Below are 16,502 nucleotides of genomic sequence, written 5' to 3' on the forward strand. Positions count from 1 at the left end.
TACAACAAAAATCTAGCTATGTGTTTGGATAGCTAGTTTTCAGCGATATTGATCAATTGATTTTGTCTGACTTGTTAACCAATAACCAACTATAGCAATCGCAATAGTAATTACACCAAGCACAACATTAGGATAAATCGTAATTCCACCCAACTCAGGCTCGCGAATATTGCCGAGAACTGGGTCATTGAGGAAACCGTAAGAAGTTCCAGGCCATAAGCCAGCAGCAATCAGTCCTATCCAAAACGCAGACCCGAGAAATGCAGCAAGACCCATCGAAAAGCGATCGCTCACCGGACGAGCCTTCAAAATCGCTAATGCGGCACTTCCCAATGAAATGGCAGCAAAAAACGACATGGCACAATGTAGTTTTGCGTGAGGTAGCCATGCAGGATTATTCATGTGACCTTTTGCCAGCAAGACCGCATCTACACCAATCGGAATGATAATTGTCGAAAGCGCAGCAGCTCCGAGTAGCCATTTGGCGAGCTGTTCTCGATGCATGTTAATTTTCTCCTGTTCAAAACTGAAAATATAGTTTCATCGGAACTTCGTAACCGCACACATAACTTGGAGCTTTGCTGAATTTAAGCAGAAGCAAACATTGTCACCAAAATTAACATTACTGCCAAACCACAAACCCAAAGTAATAAAGATCCCCAGCTAACAGAATCTTGTTGTATTTTCTGCCATAAACTATTTTCTGAATTATTGCGAGTTGCCATAATTCCTAACCTCCAATTTTTGATTGCACCTCAATACACACGCAATGCGTAATTAACGGATGCTTGCTTTTATTAAGTTTTTTCTACTAAAAAAAATGATCAATGTTATTTGATTATGTATTTTATTTTGCTATAACAAGGCGATCGCCCAATCAAGTTTGTGAACATTCTTAATATATTTGTTGTTAGTTAAGTGTTAGTTCATTACCAGGTTCAACCTGGTAATGAAAACTAGAGTCTCTGACTCTTCATTTGCTTGAGATTGGTGCTAGTAGTTCACCCCATTGATTTTGATAGTTTAAATCCCCGACTTTTTAAAAAGTCGGGGATCTATCCCCTCGTAACCTTTAGAACTAATGAAACAAACTACTAGACAGCAGATGATAGCTACTTTCTACCAGGTACTTTAAATCTAAATCAAGATTTAAGCCAACAGAACCATTTAGTTTAATGGCACAGCATCAATATCAATCACAGTCGCTGTTTGAGTAGAATTTGATTCAACAGAAGTACCTTTTTTACGATTTTTGAGTTGTTCTAGAGCAATTTGAGAAACTTCTGCAACTATAAAGCTAGCAATCAGCCCATCATCAATCCATCCTAAAACTGGGAAAACATCAGGTGAAATATCTAGTGGGCTAATCAGGTAAAATAAACTAGCAATAATTGCGAACCAGCGATATTTGGGATGACGCAAAAATTTACGAATTCTGTTTTGTAATAGCTGCGTAAAAAATCTTTTTCTCATTGATAATCTCCTTAAACTAACAAGATTATCTTGACAAATTCATCCATAAAAATCTGGTGTAGATCACCCTTAGCGCTGTAGTGAAAATACACCACCGAATGCATAGGCGATTTACCGTATATTGAGAGTACAAAAAACTAACTGCGATCGCTCAGTTACGTCCATAGGGTATGAAAAATCGTAGACACACTCAAGCATGGCTTTCCCTAGGGTACATTGTGTAAGGCGATTCACACTGATGGATTATAGGTTTACTGTCAAGTTAATCCCTGTTCGCGCAGCGTCTTTGCCAGGAGAATCCCTAATCCCCGATTTTCAAAATCCATAACTTTGAAATCATACTTGGGAATTAAGACTATTTACTTCTTTTGAATGTGAACAAGTAGTCAATCATTTGATTAGCTTAAGACTAGCAATTATTAAAGGTGAAAAAATATGAATAGAACACTGCTCACAATTTTAATTTTTATGTTCTTGCTCTTATTTATCATCTCTCCCTTTGCTGCTCTTGCTAATTTAATGATCGTGTTATTAGTCGCAGCCTTTTTATTTTCACTTGGGAATATATTGCAAGCAATTGTTGGTAACAAAACTGATTCTCATAGCTCATGAAATATCATCTCACTTAAATAAAAAGATGCTTCCAGTCAAAAAGACAAAAAGCATCCAGTATTAGTGTTTTAAATTTGGCGATTTCACTATTTACAGTACAATTGTACTATAAAATCTGAATCGCGACCATCAAGTAATAGCAGAAGGTATTTAGCCTCTTGTTAAACGGACGTGTTCTAGAATTCGCTGTTTGCGATCATTTGAGTTGGAGTTAAGCGTAGGCCTGATAAAGTCGTTCGTACTCCGAGCTAGATGCTCCATGATTCGCTTTTGACGGTCAGATTGCGTAGCCATAATCTAAAATACATAAGATACGATTTTGCAAGAGGTATAGTTACTAATTGGTAACTGATAACTGTTTACTATTCACTGATTTAGCCTTCATCCTTCTTCTGATGCTTCAATTAGTTTCATCAGACTATCTAAAGTTTTTGTCAGCTGCGATATTCTTTGCAACGAATGATCCTGTGTTTGAGCCAAAGTTTGAACTGCGTCACATAAAGCTAAAATTTGATAACCCTGCTGCTGTAACTGTTTTCCTTGTTCTTCTACTTGGGTGCTGAGATTATCTACTCTTTGAGCTAAACGTTCAATAGTTTCTGTAGTGGCCAGTACAGCTTCTCCAATTTGCTCAACAATAGATTCTAAGCGACCTACTTTAATTTCCGCCCCTGCTATAACCATTTATCCAACTCCTCAATTTTGAGATCGCATCACAGTAAATTTTTTGTTGCTGAATTTTTTAATAAGTTGAATACAAGCAGCTGTTGCCACTTTTATATTAGTCTGTGATTTTTCCAGACTTCGATTAAGATAAGTTACGCTCTTAGAGCAAAAACTTTCAACTCAAACATCATCTATACTAAGCGGGAAAACACTCTACAAAAGCAAAGTGTTATTTTTATCCACCACTAAATATGATTTTTGACTTTGAGGGAGAAAACAAATGCTAGAGTTACTGTATGTTTTTGCAGTTATTTTGCTTTTTATACAAAGCAAAATTGCTTTTCTCGAACCTTGATATCAATGTTTGAGTGGGGAATTACAAGCTGATATTTTTAAGTAACATAACTGACTTTAGTGTTTCAATGTTAACACTCAGTTGATAGCAAATTCTAACACAATTACTTGTAATATCCATATAAAAAACGTTTTTTCATCCACCATAAGATATATTAAATACGCTTTATGTGAAATTTATAAAAATTGATGATCCCTATTAACTTGATGAAGATTCAGTGAATATACGGTTGTATTTGCATCTTAATAATAAAGGTAAGTCTATAGTCGAAATACAGATACGTAAAAATAAGTTTTTCGCTCAACACTCGGCTTGACAATGTACCAAATACCATTTACAACCGTTGTTGAAGGTGCAACTTCTAACACATGGGACTTATCATTTCATTCTCACCCCTCAGTAAGATCTAAATTTAAACGTTGTTTAGATATTCTGGGTGGCACCATTGGACTATTAATATTAGCTATTGTATTTATACCGATCACGATCGCTATCAAACTAGACAGTCCTGGCCCTATTTTTTTCGTACAAGAACGTTACGGATTACAGGGACGGCCATTTTATATTCGTAAATTCCGGTCAATGGTTCCTGAGGCTGAACAGTTAAAATACTTAGTTAAAAATGAAGCTAACGGGCTTATATTTAAAAATAAGAATGACTTCCGAGTAACCAAAGTAGGGCGTTTTTTACGAAGCACCAGCTTAGACGAACTTCCGCAATTTTGGAATGTTCTTGTTGGAGAAATGAGTTTAGTAGGAACACGCCCGCCTACTGCTGACGAAGTCGCACATTACAATCAACGTCACTGGCAACGTTTAAATGTTAAACCAGGTCTAACTGGTGAGTGGCAAACTAGCGGCCGCTCCCATGTGAAGGACTTTGAACAAATTGTTGATTTAGACTTGCAATACCAAAAGAAATGGCATCCTTTGTATGACTTGCTGTTGATTGCTAAAACTTTCTATATTCTAATGGGTAGAGTAGGAGCTTTCTAATTAAACGAGTCAATAGTTAATAAACAATATAGATGTCAAATAAATGCCAAGTAACACAATATTTGTTACTTGGCAAATTTTTTAGCTCACGTTTGCCTTGTTAAAAATAAACTTTAAACTGTTTTACAGCAGCTTTTGAGTCTGCCAAAAATATTGGTCAATCGGTGAGGGGTTTAACCCCTCATCCTGAAAGACTATGTGCTTTAGTTCAAAGCGTATAAAATTTGTTGACATCTATTCTTCAATTGTTTGACACATCTGTGAAACATCCAAGTTTTAAGTTAGACATATTCACGTCAAGCCAGTGTTGAGATACCCAATAGTCATCAGATAGTTGCTTACAAGTACTAACTTTTAGCCTCTACAAGAATTTATGAATCATTCAATAACTGTGAAAGAAGTTCATATTCAAACTAAAAACTATGTATATAAGTTTGATATGGTGCGTACTTATCTGCATGAAATTGGGCGTATTCCTCTACTTAATCATGAACAAGAGATTTATTTATCTAAACAAGTACAGCAGATGTTAAATATACTTGCTGTTCAAGAAAAATTAGCATTGGAATTAAAGCGTGAACCTACACTCCAAGAGTGGGCAAATAGTATAAAGATGGATGAAAAGCAACTGCTTGATTTGCTAAATCAAGGGCAACAAGCTAAACAGAAAATACTAGTAGCTAATTTGCGATTAGTAGTTTCTATCGCTAAAAAATATCAAAAGCGTAATTTAGACTTTTTAGATTTAATTCAAGAGGGGACTTTAGGGCTAGAACGAGGAATTGAGAAATTTGATCCAACAAAGGGATACAAGTTTTCGACTTATGCTTACTGGTGGATTCGTCAAGCGATAACACGAGCGATCGCACAACAAGGACGTACAATTCGCTTACCTATTCATATCACTGAAAGACTAAATAAAATTAAGTCTACTCAACGAGAATTATCTCAGAAATTAGGTCGTACCCCCACTACAACGGAAATTGCCCAAGTACTTGATTTACAACCTGATGAAATTAGACAATACTGGCTTTCTGCACGTCAACCTGTTTCTTTAGAAATGCGAGTGGGAAGTGAATTAGATACAGAATTACAGGATATGTTAGAGGATGATGGATTATCACCTGAAAGCTACACTATGCAGAAATCTCTAAATCAAGATATCCAAAACTTATTATCTAAATTACCTCCTCAACAACAGGAAATATTGACTTTACGCTTCGGTTTAACAGACGGAAATGAACTTTCCTTAGCAGCAGTTGGTGAACGCATTGGTATTAGTAGAGAACGAGTGCGACAGTTAGAGCAACAAGCTCTTAATACTTTACGAAGACATAAGAATAAAGTTAGTTGTTATTTAGTTGGTTAGTAAAAATAACAACTATTGTTTCAATTTAATAAACTTTAAAAATCACCGATTTCTGTGAGAAGTCGGTTTCTGTGTAAAAAACAAATATTCTCAAATTGGTTATTATTATCATTTACTTTGCTATTAATTAGTTTGAAATTTCAGTAAAATGTTTTATCCTATCAAAGTTTGATAAATCAAACAAAACTCATATTTTACTGCTATTCTTGATTATTATATTCTGAACACTGAAAAACTTAATTGGATGGTTTTAGTGTTCAGCAATGTTCTTTTTTGGAAAGATTATGAACAAGAAATTAGCACTAGCTTTGCTTGCCAGTCCAACTATTTTCACATCTTTATTATCTGTAATCGGAATAGTCAATCCTGCTCATGCGGCTTCACCAGTAATTCGTCTACAAGACGGAGAAGCGTGCATAAAACATCCTCACGTTAGTTATGACCGCTTTGTATGTATACGAACTTCAAAAAAAGATGTAGATCCCCGTTATGCTTCCACAGCTAAGTTCAATTCAGTCAACTTTTCAAATGATAAAGTAGCCATGCTAAACTTTACTGAAGAGGAAAGCGATGCTGCACTTGCTACATTTGGTTGCGATTGTCCTTACTGTATGAATGCTCTACGTGCTTTGCGTGGTCAAGCACCTGTGGTTTATTAGAATCTTAGTGTATTTGTGAATGCAATCGCACCACTAAGGAAGGCATGTATAAATTAGTAGAGACGTTGCTATGCAGCATCTCTACTGTTAACTAATTAGTTTTTAAAAGTTTACCTGTGTTATCTACTGTTTGCAATTTCAGCTTTACATGAGATTTCTGTTACTTCTCCAAGTATCGGATCAAACACGATCACATGACTTGCTGTAGGCAGTAATTGCTGGAGAATTTGTAGATAGGCTTCTGCATCATGACGACGATGAAACCGAACCACTACCCGCCGTTGCAAATTAGGTAGTTGCCGAATAACATACCAAGGATGAGTATTTGACTTTGGCTTCGAGATTGATATCATAAGTTAATCTTCCCCAATTTGTGGGATATGTTTTGAATAGCGATCGCTCTCAAGTTTTCCAGGCTCAGCGAGCGATCGCTTTTAGTATTGTGACCCTCAAAAATCGAGTTCTCGATTTTTGAGATTATGAATATTAAAAATCGAAATCTCGATATTGTCAATACCAGGATGAGGCGTGTTTAGATTGCGAATTAAAGAACTTGCAGCAGAACGAGGTTGGACTCTCAAAGAAGTGTCTGAGCGTTCAGAACTCCCTTACAGCACTGTAGCAACTTATGCTAACTCTCCTGGAATGGCAATGGTTAACTTGATTTCTGTTCTCAAATTGGCGCGTGTGTTTGGTGTATCAATTGAAGATTTGATGGAAGTAGTAGAAGAGTAAGCGCTACTTATAGTTCATTGGAAAAGCAGTCGATAAAAGCAAAGTTGGAAAGGTTGTTGCAGAAGTAAAAAAATTCTTTGAGAACTTCTTCCGTAGTTGGTGATGATAGCTGCAAGCAACCTAACATTAAATCTGCACTGCATCGAAGTCTCCCTGAAATATTGGCAACAAATTTAAAAACCTTCTCTCAAAAACTTCTCAAACTCTCGTACAGCAATACTTGAGCCAACCTGCCAACCCCGATCAACATATTCAGGTATCAGCTTTTTCACATCAAAATCAGGGAAATTATAACTAGTTTGACTTTCCTGATACTGTTGTCCATCAAATAAATAAATCAGTAAACCACTACGACGATAAATCCACAGTTCTTGAGGGGCTATTGCTTGATAATCTTCGGCTTTAGTACTAGAAGTTAAATCAACTTCAATCACTAAATCGGCAGGTGGATCAAATTCTAAATTAATACGTTCCTTCCCTAAAATCTGCTGACGATTTTGGATATAAAAACAATAGTCTGGTTCTACTCCCTGTTTGTTAGTGCGCTTGAGAGTAATAGGAGTAAATACCTCCCAATCTTGATTTTGATATCGCAGCAAAGCCTTCACTAAATCCGATAAAATATCAGCATTCTTACCATGCCCAGACAACGGTGACATAATTCTGATTTCTTGAGTAGCGCTACTGTATCGAATTTTTAGTCCCGCTTTATCCTGCCGACGGGCAATTAAATTCTCATAATCTTCCCACGTCCTGAATCTCAGGATTAACTCATCTCCCGGAGCCAGGTCTATTGTATTTTGGGTGATGGTAGGTAATGTCATGTCAGTAGTTTACTGGACGTTGATGGTGTTTGCATTTGAGTAAAATACACCTCACCCCTCCTACCGAATACCCCTCTCCTTACTAAGGAGAGGGGTAAGGGGTGAGGTTTTGTAGCTGATGGAGTTGAAAATCTCTATAAATTATCATAACAATAAAACCTCATAGAACTTTAGGATCTAAATACGCAAAAACGCCTGACAAAAATGTCAGGCGTCTTGTTGCAAAATTGTAAACAGAACAAGTATTTGCAATTAAATCTACGGCCCCTCTGTTTGCTCAGTAGAAATCGCACTTACTTGTGTGGTATCAACTGTTTTAGCTTGCAAAGTAGGGATATCGGTAACGGAATTGTTAGCCAGGGTAAATAATGGATTCGACAAAATTCCGGCAATAGAAGTAGCGATCAAAGTAGTTATCAAACCCACTTGTAAAGGTCTAAATCCAGGTAAATTCCAACTGATTTCAGGATAATTCTTCACAGCGTCGGACATTTCTTGGGGTTCTTTGACCACCATCATTTTTACTACACGAATGTAGTAGTAGATGGAGACAACACTAGTAATTAACCCCAACAAAACTAACCAGTAAAGACCTGCTTGCCAACCAGCCCAGAATAGATAAATCTTTCCGAAGAACCCAGCTAAAGGTGGAATACCACCCAACGACAACAGGGAAATACTTAATCCCAAAGTCAATAGTGCATCTTTCTGATATAAACCAGAGTACTCAGCAATTTGGTCAGTTCCCGTCCGCAAAGAGAAGAGAATCACACAGGTAAAGCCGCAGAGGTTCATAAACAAATAAACCAACAGATAAAATATCATGCTGGCATATCCGGCTTGGGTGTCAGCAATCAAGCCAATCATCACAAACCCCGCTTGGGCAATGGATGAATAAGCTAACATCCGTTTCATGCTGGTTTGTGCTAAAGCGACAACGTTACCCAACACCATACTCAGCACAGCTAAAGCGGTGAAGACAAACTTCCACTCTTCGGTGACAAGTGGGAAAACAGTTGTTAGCAAACGAATAGCGAGGGCAAAACCAGCAGCTTTGGAACCAACAGACAAAAAGGCAATAACAGGGGTGGGTGCGCCTTCGTAAACGTCTGGTGTCCACTGGTGGAAAGGTGCTGCGGAGATTTTGAAGCCAACACCTGCAATGGCAAATACCAAGGCAATAACTATACCCAATGATTGAGATAGGTTAGCACTAGCAATACCGTTAGCGATCGCATTAAGTTCCGTTTGTCCACCAGACAAACCGTACAGCAGAGAAACGCCATACAAAAATACCGCCGTACTTGCAGCACCAATTAACAGGTACTTCAGTGCTGCTTCATTAGAACGGGGATCGCGCTTGGTATAACCAGTCAGCAAATAAGAGGAAATACTCAAGGTTTCTAGCGAGACGAAAATCATCACTAACTCACTAGCACCTGATAAAAACATTCCTCCCAAGGTAGCTGTCAGCAAAATCGCGATGAATTCTGCTAAGGCGGTGCCACTTTGTTCAACGTAGCGAATTGACATCAAAATTGTCACTGCTGCCGACAAAGCCACAATACCGCGAAAAACAATACTGAGGTTGTCACCGTTAAAAGCACCAGCAAAAAATAGGGGATTGGAATTATCCCATTCAAAATAGAGGGCGACTATGGAGGCTAACAAACCTGCGATCGCTAGATACCCAATCCAGCGTGAAGAATTGCGCCCCAAAATCAAGTCCACTATCAAAACCCCCAAGAGGGTTAAGACCACAATTCCCTCTGGTAATATCGTTCCAGCATTCAACTGGGATGCAACATTAGCAAAATCCATGAGCTGTATAGGTTTTGGCTATTAGACATTTAAGGAACCAACTGTGTTAATTCTATTGTGTTTTTAACTAAAGTTTCCTAAATCTGTCTGTATTACGGGATTAATAGCATCAAATTAGTTGATTGTTGATAGTTGGTTGTTGATTGTTAGTTGGAAAAACTACCTACCAACTATCAACCATGAACCACCAACACATTTCAAAACAATAAGCAGATTCAGTATGTTACTGAATCTGCTATTCTCAAGTATTATATTGCGCTTGGCAAATAGTTATTATTTATGCCTTCTAGCAATTGCTCTTTAGGTTGAGCTTTATAAGTTCATTCAAGCCTTAATAACGTCGAGAGTATCCACCACTGTTACTTTTTCCCCAGCTACCACCGCCGGAGCGTCCGCCTTTTTCCTCCCGAGGTCTTGCTTTATTAACTTTCATTACGCGACCTTTCCATTCGGCGCCATCCAAAGCATTAATGGCAGCCGTTTCTGCTGCTTCTGATTCCATTTCAACAAAACCAAAGCCTCGTGAGCGACCCGTTTCCCTATCTGTGGGAAGCTGAACTCGCGTCACAGTGCCATACTCTGAAAACACGTCGCTTAGCTCTTCTTGGCTAACACTGTAGGATAGGTTGCCTACGTAAATTGACATTAATCTCTCCAGAATTCAGTTATGCATATGCAGAGCCGTTCATCCGGAGAGCCACTTGCAGTTTTCAACAAAAACAAGAACACCACCGCCGAACTTTATTCTCCACCCTTATTTTAACATAAATCCTATTCCAGCAAGGCTATATTTGCGCTTTTATGGCATATTTTTGAGCAAAATGTATTATTTTTTACGGTTAATCCTATTATTGTTGCTTATGCTTCAACTGACACAATAATTTGTCTCCATACTAAGTCTTAATAAATAGAAATATAATATTTTATAATTATTATTAGTTTGATTTTTTATAGAAAGTTTGAGAGCGATCGCCAAGCTTAATATACTAAAGTGAAATCTCAAATTATGTCTTAGGCAAGATGCTTAATAGACCTCTTTCATGAACCTTAAGAACCCCCTCAATCCCTCCGTTGCCACGGGGAAGATTTAGTTTCCTCCCCGCCAACGCTTAGGGTTAGGGTGGAGTAAAAAATATTTGTGCAAGAGACCTAATATCTAATTTTCTGAGCTTCTTAATTTATTTAACTTTAATTAAAATCAAAGTTTTATATTTTAAACTTAGACTTCTAAATATCTAAAATCAAACACCTATTATTTAGTATTGACCTAAAAATAAGTTTTTGTTCACTCCACTGAAAATATAAGTAATTGTTAACATTTTTAGCCTTGACTCTCTTGTCATAATATTTCACAAAATTCTTGACACAAATCTTCCTCCTTATCTTTCTGGTCACCTACTTTATCAGGCTTACTTATAGTGGAATGGTATCAAGTTGATATGTTAGTTAAAACCTGAGTCTATGACATTGAAATTTATTTCAAAAATTTTTACCTAGATTTAAACCATGATTGATAAGAGTGCATGAAGAATTCAGTGTCATGCAGGATAAACGTTTACGGTGCATGACAATGCAATATACAGCACATGCAGGATTCGCAATAATCAAAAATCAAACAGCTATCACGCACCATACGCTCAATGCTTTTCAATCTGTCACGTACCGCCAACCTTGAGGCTGATACTCTCGCTGAATTCGCACCATCCACGTACCTTGAGGAATAGAAATAGCTTTATGCTCTTCGTGAGCAAGTATTGCCTCTTTTGAAAAGACACGCAGGTACAAAGTACCATCTTTTTCATATAATTCCGCTTGTCCCTCAATTATGCGATGTGTGTGTCCGGTGACTTCACCTTCCGCTAAAATCAAGTGCGGTAGCTTTTGTGCCTCGATTTGCTGTATTGTTTGCTGTACAGGCAGCAAAATCACATCGCCTTGACGAATTGGTTGCATGTCTTTGTTCTCCCAGTAAATGGTACGCAGCCGCATTGTATAGTTGTCAGTTCTCAGTTTCATTACTGGATGTAACTCCCACTAATTGAACTAAAATGCTTTGGTGGCACGGACTTTGATCCCCAGCATAGATCTGATAACTGTACCCTACGGGAAGCCTATGAGCGCGTCTACACTGTTCACTGTTCACTGAAATTTAAGGACTCTCACAAAATTTGATTTAATTTTGCCACAACCTGAAGAAAAGAGTAGGAACAATGGGGAGATGGGTGAGGTGGAGAGGTGGAGGTAGTATGAGGAGTATGAGGAGTATGAGGGATAAACAATCACTGTTATGTATAGACGTCCTCTCTTACGGCTGAGCGCAGGGTAGTATTTGTGATCAAAATACTTCGGTTTGATGTCAACATAAGCGTTCAAATGCTATCCCCTAATGGGAGAACTGCGTGTAGACGTACACTACGCGGCTTCAAGCTAAGGAGACCCATACTACCGACCAGTCCAATACCCAAAAAGTGCAATTTTTAAAATAATAGTCGCCAATTATGCCTGAGATAAGTTAAAGATTGAGATAACTGGAAATTCGCAGTTCTACCCCACCCTTTGGGAAATACTACCTGCGGATATGGTGAATGCCTGACGCTGGAATTTAAGGGGATTACTTTGCGAGTAGATTGTGTGAGGATGAAATCACATATCTCTAGTGACTGATAATCTTGACATTTACCTGCCAATTATTCCAATTTGACTGTTTAGTGACTGTTTAGCTTAGCAGCTATTCTTTTTTTTGAAATTTCCATGTCAACTCTTGTCATCGTCGAATCTCCGACCAAAGCTCGTACCATTCGCAACTACCTGCCAAAAAACTATCGGGTAGAAGCATCTATGGGTCATGTGCGTGACCTACCCCAGTCGGCTAGCGAAATTCCCGCCAATGTCAAAGGGGAAAAATGGGCGCAGCTTGGGGTAAATGTAGACGCCGACTTTGAACCACTGTATGTCGTTCCCAAGGACAAAAAGAAAGTTGTCACCCAGCTAAAAGAAGCTCTCAAAGACGCTTCCGAACTGATTTTGGCAACAGACGAAGACCGAGAAGGTGAAAGCATTAGTTGGCATTTGTACCAGTTGCTCAAGCCCAAAGTACCAACTAAGCGGATGGTGTTTCACGAAATCACTCAAGAAGCCATCAAAAAAGCTCTGCAAAACTGCCGCAGAATCGATGAACAATTAGTTCGCGCCCAAGAAACACGGCGAATTTTGGATCGACTTGTGGGTTACACCCTGTCTCCTCTGCTGTGGAAAAAAATCGCTTGGGGATTATCTGCGGGTCGTGTACAGTCGGTAGCAGTGCGGTTGCTGGTGAACCGAGAACGGGAACGCCGTGCTTTCAAACAAGCGACCTACTGGGATTTGAAAGCTACTTTGACCCCACCGCAAACTGGAAAGAGCAAAGAGCAGTCCTTTACTGCTGTACTTGTCACCTTAGCAGGAACTAGACTAGCAACTGGTAGCGATTTTGACCCTACTACAGGGAAAATAGTCGCTGATCGCAAAGTCGTGCTGCTCAATCAAGCCGAAGCAGAAACCCTCAAACAACGCCTGAGTGATAAAACTTGGGAAGTTAAAGATATTGAAGAACGTCCAGTAACGCGCAAACCAGCACCGCCGTTTACCACTTCCACACTGCAACAGGAAGCTAACCGGAAGTTGCGGCTTTCGGCACGGGATACAATGCGGATTGCCCAAAGTTTGTATGAACAGGGATATATTACCTATATGCGTACAGACTCGGTGCATTTGTCGGAACAGGCCATAGCAGCGGCCCGTAGCTGTGTAGAACAACTTTACGGTAAGCAATACCTTAGTCCCCAACCCCGACAGTACACCACCAAATCTAAAGGCGCACAAGAAGCTCACGAAGCGATTCGTCCGGCGGGTAGCAGCTTCCGTACCCCCCAAGAAACAGGCTTGAGCGATCGCGAACTCAAACTCTACGACTTAATTTGGAAGCGTACCGTCGCCTGTCAAATGGCTGACTCTCGCCAAACCCAAATCACCGTGCAACTGCAAGTGGAAGATGCTGGTTTCCGTTCTTCTGGTAAACGCATCGATTTTCCTGGCTACCTACGGGCGTATGTCGAAGGATCTGATGATCCCGAAGCAGCACTAGAAGACCAAGAAATCATTTTACCTGACCTCAAAGTCGGGGCTCATCCAGACTGCCAAGACTTAGAAACAGTCAAGCACGAAACTCAACCCCCAGCCAGATTTACTGAAGCTACTCTAGTAAAAACCTTAGAAAGCGAAGGTATTGGACGTCCTAGTACCTATGCCAGCATTATTGGCACGATTATTGACAAAGGTTACGCCCAACTGACTAATAATGCCCTCATTCCCAGTTTCACTGCTTTTGCTGTAACTGAGCTGCTAGAAAAATACTTCTATGATGTCGTTGATCCCAGTTTTACCTCCAAAATGGAGCAAACTCTCGATGATATCGCTACTGGTGAAGCTGAGTGGCTGCCATATTTGCGGAAATTTTATCTAGGAGATAATGGTCTAGAAACCCTGGTCAAACAAAAAGAAGACCAGATTGATGCTAACCAAGCTAGAACAATAGAACTAGAAAATCTAAATGCCAAAATCCGCATTGGTAAATTTGGCCCCTATATTGAAGTCGAAAATAGTGATGGTGTCGTTACAGCATCAATTCCTAGAGATTTGACTCCTGCTGATCTCGATCCCCAAAAGGTAGAAACCTTGCTCAAACAAAAAACCTCTGGCCCAGACGAGGTAGGACGTCACCCTGAAACAGGCGAACCAATTTACGTACTCATAGGCCCCTATGGTCCTTACGTGCAATTGGGTGATAAGTCTGATGAAAATCCTAAACCGAAACAAGCTTCTCTACCCAAGGGTGTTAAGCCAGAAGATGTCACCTTAGACATGGCTGTTGGTCTTTTATCCCTACCCCGAACATTAGGAACCCATCCAGAAACAGGCGCAACCATTCAAGCAAATTTGGGACGCTTCGGCCCCTATATCGTGCATAATGCCAAGGAAGGCAAAGACTATCGTTCCCTCAAAGCAGGTGACGATGTATTGACTATTTCCTTGGAACGTGCATTAGAATTATTGTCTGAGCCGAAAAAAGGACGCAGTACAAGTAGTAAATCTAAGGCGGCTTTACGGGAATTAGGAACTCACCCAGAAGATGGCGAACCTGTAAACATCTATGATGGGCCATACGGGCCTTACATCAAGCACGGCAAAACCAATGTCAGTCTTCCAGAAGGTACATCACCAGAAAATATAGCGCTGGATACAGCATTGGAGTTGCTAGCAAGCAAAACATCAAGTGGCAAATCCACTCGCAAAACCACTAAATCTACAACTAGTTCGCGTAGCAAATCAACAAAAGCCAAATCATCAACGACTGCTGCCAAAAAAACTAGCTAAAGGCAACAGTTAAATCAGTGAACAGTGGACAGTAAAAAGTTATCAAGCTTATGGTGTTTCGTCAGTAATGAAACAATGAAACAATGAAACTGATAACTGATAAATGTTAATAGGACACAGTCCACAGTTTTACTATTGACTATTTGTTGTATGGGCGAAGCTATTAGGTAATATTTTATGAACTGGCTGAAAATATTTATTACTTAAATCAAATGCTTCGCCCCTAACGACTATTGCTATCAGTACATAAAAAAACTTCTATAAACTTGGGTGATTCGATTTTGGGTTTTGCGAAAAGTTTGTAGACGAGGCGGTGTGCTGAGGGGAGTTCTCATCCAATGAGCGCCCTGGCTCCTCTGTTAGCGTCAGATCCGAAAGCGCTCACGAGACTGAAAGCTTTTAAAGACGGATTTTCCACAAATAAATCTGGAGGCTTCCTGCGAGAAATTATTGCTAATCAGAATTTTATTGAAAAAACTTATATAACAAGTATTTGTTTGCAAAAAGTCTATGATGACGTAATTATAGTTTTTCTTACTGAAAATAGACGTTTTTATCTTGTTATTCTTACTCTGTTTTTATAATAATTACTGATAAAAAATCTTTTCTGCCAGACCCATATACCACTTGACACAATTCCTGATACAAATTCTCATCCTTGTCTTGTCTGGTCGTATTCAGACTGACACAGAGACGTTATCAACCTCTAATCCTAGTCCTTTTTTTCAAAAAGCTATCTTTAGTAAGATGAGTCGTCTAGGTAAGGGATGTGATAATCTAAAAAATAAGGGAGAAAATAACACTATAATTTTAAGAAATGGCTCAAGCCCGGAAGACGGGAACAAAAGTTAGCCGATCAAAAGCCAGAGTGCAAAAAAGCTAGTTTCTCCGTAGCTGATAACCGAAAAATCGAGTTAGTATTTCAGGAGCGGTCAGTCCAATGGACTATATTGAAAAGGTGCTAGAAAAGCTTAAGGAATTGGCACGCAAGCTGATTGAAGCCCTTTTAGGGCCAGAAGCTGAGCCGGAACCAGAGCTAATTCCAATTCCTGTAGATGATCGCTCACGCCGTCGCTAAGAGAGCAAAAGTGCAGGAGTTGAAATTAGATCCCTTAAGCGTTCTGGTGCTGCATGGGCCAAACCTGAATCTGCTAGGACAGCGAGAACCTGGTATTTATGGCTCTCTGAGTCTGACTGAAATCAACCGCCAGTTAGAAACGGAAGCAAAAAAACTGGCAGTGAAAGTATTTACCATGCAGTCAAATTATGAAGGGGTATTGGTAGATGCAATTCAAGATGCCTTGGGAAAATACCAAGGCATCTTGGTTAATGCTGGAGCTTATACTCACACCAGTATAGCATTGCGAGATGCGATCGCTGCTGTTAATCTACCTACAGTAGAGGTACATTTAAGTAACATTTATAAGCGAGAAGAGTTCCGTCATCACTCCTACATAGCTCCCATTGCAATCGGTCAAATCAGCGGTTTTGGCGCACAAAGTTATATTTTAGGATTACAAGCGTTAACGTTTTATTTAAGAAAAAATATATAACAGTTAGTTAGTGGTTAGTGGTTAGTG

Annotated in this window: 16 protein-coding genes; 7 read left to right on the top strand and 9 right to left on the bottom strand. The window is 39.3% G+C overall.

The genetic code is table 11. The features are described from left to right. Positions 1 to 39: 39 nt before the first annotated feature. From RS893_RS29915 to RS893_RS29930, 4 genes are all read right to left on the bottom strand, one after another. Positions 40 to 504, bottom strand: a complete 465-nt coding sequence (locus RS893_RS29915) for a hypothetical protein (RefSeq protein ID WP_315789174.1) — start codon at positions 502 to 504, stop codon at positions 40 to 42. 83 nt (positions 505 to 587) lie between these two features. Beyond that, positions 588 to 725 (bottom strand): hypothetical protein, encoded by a 138-nt coding sequence (locus RS893_RS29920; protein ID WP_315789175.1) that lies wholly within the window; start codon positions 723 to 725, stop codon positions 588 to 590. 442 nt (positions 726 to 1,167) lie between these two features. Next, entirely contained in the window at positions 1,168 to 1,473 is a 306-nt protein-coding gene (locus tag RS893_RS29925) for a YkvA family protein (RefSeq protein ID WP_315789176.1), read from the bottom strand. A gap of 993 nt (positions 1,474 to 2,466) precedes the next feature. Beyond that, complete coding sequence (locus tag RS893_RS29930) at positions 2,467 to 2,769, bottom strand: hypothetical protein (protein WP_315789177.1); 303 nt, start codon at positions 2,767 to 2,769, stop codon at positions 2,467 to 2,469. Between the two features lie 655 nt (positions 2,770 to 3,424). On the opposite strand from RS893_RS29930, the gene RS893_RS29935 reads away from it, so the two are divergent. The 3 genes from RS893_RS29935 to RS893_RS29945 all read left to right on the top strand — a co-directional run bounded on the left by RS893_RS29935 (position 3,425) and on the right by RS893_RS29945 (position 6,130). Further along, positions 3,425 to 4,102: a sugar transferase gene (locus tag RS893_RS29935; protein ID WP_315789178.1), complete on the top strand. Its 678-nt coding sequence runs from the start codon at positions 3,425 to 3,427 to the stop codon at positions 4,100 to 4,102. A 373-nt stretch (positions 4,103 to 4,475) separates the two neighbouring features. Further along, complete coding sequence (locus RS893_RS29940; protein ID WP_396336397.1) at positions 4,476 to 5,471, top strand: RNA polymerase sigma factor, RpoD/SigA family; 996 nt, start codon at positions 4,476 to 4,478, stop codon at positions 5,469 to 5,471. Positions 5,472 to 5,755: 284 nt separating this feature from the next. Continuing rightward, positions 5,756 to 6,130, top strand: coding sequence for a hypothetical protein (locus tag RS893_RS29945; protein WP_315789179.1), 375 nt, complete (start codon positions 5,756 to 5,758; stop codon positions 6,128 to 6,130). A 119-nt stretch (positions 6,131 to 6,249) separates the two neighbouring features. Here the strand turns inward: RS893_RS29945 and RS893_RS29950 are convergent, their stop codons facing one another. Further along, on the bottom strand, positions 6,250 to 6,483 hold the full coding sequence (locus RS893_RS29950; protein WP_315789180.1) for a hypothetical protein: 234 nt from the start codon (positions 6,481 to 6,483) through the stop codon (positions 6,250 to 6,252). Between the two features lie 175 nt (positions 6,484 to 6,658). Here RS893_RS29950 and RS893_RS29955 point away from each other — a divergent pair, with 175 nt between their 5' ends. Beyond that, positions 6,659 to 6,865 carry a helix-turn-helix transcriptional regulator gene (locus tag RS893_RS29955; protein WP_315789181.1) on the top strand — a complete coding sequence of 69 codons (207 nt, stop codon included), beginning with the start codon at positions 6,659 to 6,661 and terminating at the stop codon, positions 6,863 to 6,865. A gap of 173 nt (positions 6,866 to 7,038) precedes the next feature. Here RS893_RS29955 and RS893_RS29960 read toward each other — a convergent pair whose 3' ends face one another. The 4 genes from RS893_RS29960 to RS893_RS29975 form a co-directional block, all read right to left on the bottom strand. Continuing rightward, positions 7,039 to 7,689, bottom strand: a complete 651-nt coding sequence (locus RS893_RS29960) for a Uma2 family endonuclease (RefSeq protein WP_315789182.1) — start codon at positions 7,687 to 7,689, stop codon at positions 7,039 to 7,041. A gap of 258 nt (positions 7,690 to 7,947) precedes the next feature. Further along, positions 7,948 to 9,510, bottom strand: coding sequence for an NAD(P)H-quinone oxidoreductase subunit N (locus tag RS893_RS29965; RefSeq protein WP_315789183.1), 1,563 nt, complete (start codon positions 9,508 to 9,510; stop codon positions 7,948 to 7,950). A 331-nt stretch (positions 9,511 to 9,841) separates the two neighbouring features. Next, positions 9,842 to 10,156 (bottom strand): RNA-binding protein, encoded by a 315-nt coding sequence (locus tag RS893_RS29970; protein ID WP_315789184.1) that lies wholly within the window; start codon positions 10,154 to 10,156, stop codon positions 9,842 to 9,844. A 1,001-nt stretch (positions 10,157 to 11,157) separates the two neighbouring features. Then, the gene (locus tag RS893_RS29975; protein ID WP_315792140.1) at positions 11,158 to 11,463 is read right to left on the bottom strand and encodes a hypothetical protein; all 306 of its coding nucleotides are present in this window, start codon (positions 11,461 to 11,463) and stop codon (positions 11,158 to 11,160) included. A gap of 798 nt (positions 11,464 to 12,261) precedes the next feature. Here RS893_RS29975 and topA point away from each other — a divergent pair. The 3 genes from topA (at position 12,262) to aroQ (ending at position 16,475) form a co-directional block, all read left to right on the top strand. Continuing rightward, complete coding sequence (gene topA, locus RS893_RS29980; RefSeq protein ID WP_315789185.1) at positions 12,262 to 14,922, top strand: type I DNA topoisomerase; 2,661 nt, start codon at positions 12,262 to 12,264, stop codon at positions 14,920 to 14,922. Between the two features lie 940 nt (positions 14,923 to 15,862). Then, entirely contained in the window at positions 15,863 to 16,000 is a 138-nt protein-coding gene (locus tag RS893_RS29985; protein ID WP_009459292.1) for a hypothetical protein, read from the top strand. Continuing rightward, positions 15,978 to 16,475 carry a type II 3-dehydroquinate dehydratase gene (aroQ, locus tag RS893_RS29990; RefSeq protein ID WP_396336398.1) on the top strand — a complete coding sequence of 166 codons (498 nt, stop codon included), beginning with the start codon at positions 15,978 to 15,980 and terminating at the stop codon, positions 16,473 to 16,475. Before RS893_RS29985 ends, aroQ begins: the two co-directional genes overlap by 23 nt. Positions 16,476 to 16,502: the final 27 nt, after the last annotated feature.

It is taken from the genome of Fischerella sp. JS2, assembly GCF_032393985.1.
In the GTDB taxonomy this organism is placed as follows: Bacteria; Cyanobacteriota; Cyanobacteriia; order Cyanobacteriales; family Nostocaceae; genus Fischerella.